Here is a 1,143-nt window from a genome sequence, read left to right as displayed (position 1 = left end):
CGCTTTGACGAGGCTTTGATCAAAACCACTCAGCGTCGCGCTCACTGTGATCACGACAAAAGGCGTACCTAGCGCGGCATGCGCTAAGATAATGCCAAAATAAGTCTGAGATAAACCCAACCGAGTGTAGAAAAAATACATCGCAGCGGCAGAAATAATCACAGGCACAATCATTGGAGAAATCAGCAACGCCATAATGGCATTTCTAAACGGCAAATTGCTGTTGGCTAGCCCCAATGCGGCTAACGTACCCAAACCCGTCGCGATCAAGGTAGCCATGAGCGCAATAAACGTGCTGTTTTTGAGTGCTAATAACCACTGCTCATTGGTGAACATTTCTTGATACCAGCGTACAGAATAGGCGTCTGCGTCCAAGTTCAGCATACCTTCTGTAAACGTAAAATAAGGGGTGGCATTAAACGACAAGGGGATGATTGTCAGAATAGGCGCAATGAGAAAGAACAGCACCAGTCCACAAAATACCAAGTAGCCTGCGTAAGCCATTCTCTCACTTTTTGAAGCGTAGTTTGGTAGTGCCATGGTTATCCTCCTACCTTAATGTTATTTATGCCAACCACACGGTTAAACACATAAAACAGCGCGAGCACGACAAACAAAAGCAGCCCACCTAACGCCCCCGCCATTCCCCAGTTGAGCGAGGTTTGCATGTGGTACGCAATCATATTGGAGATCATTTGCCCACTCCTTCCGCCCACGAGTGCCGGCGTAATGTAAAAACCAATCGAAAGAATGAACGTGAGCAACGCTCCAGCGCCAATACCCGGTAAAGTAAGCGGCATGTAGACTTTGACGAATGCAACAAGAGGGGACGCCCCTAAGGAACGAGCAGCGCGGAAATACGTTGGACTGATGCCTTTCATTACACTGTAGAGCGGCAGAATCATAAAAGGCAATAAGATGTGTACCATAGAAACAACCGTACCAAAGGTATTGTGTATCATCTGAATTCGCTCAGACGTTAAACCAGACCAAATCAGTAAATCATTAATCACCCCCTGATTTTGCAACAACACAATCCAAGAGGTCGTACGGACCAATAGTGACGTCCAAAAAGGCAGTAGCACCACAATCAACAGCAAGTTGGCGCGTTTGTCTGGCAAGTTTGCTAACAGATACGCAACG

2 protein-coding genes are annotated in these 1,143 nt (G+C 46.8%); both read right to left on the bottom strand.

Annotation, left to right across the window (positions count from 1 at the left end):
• A partial coding sequence (locus tag R7P72_RS25315; protein WP_411912909.1) for an ABC transporter permease occupies positions 1-540 on the bottom strand: 540 nt, incomplete at its 3' end.
• A 2-nt stretch (positions 541-542) separates the two neighbouring features.
• Positions 543-1,143 (bottom strand): ABC transporter permease (locus tag R7P72_RS25310; RefSeq protein WP_318111000.1); only part of this gene is annotated, 601 nt, incomplete at its 5' end.

This window comes from Vibrio sp. Vb0888, from assembly GCF_033338835.1.
Lineage (GTDB): Bacteria > Pseudomonadota > Gammaproteobacteria > Enterobacterales > Vibrionaceae > Vibrio > Vibrio alginolyticus.
The sequence above is the reverse complement of the archived record's forward strand: the minus strand, read 5'-3'. Positions and strand labels throughout refer to the sequence as shown.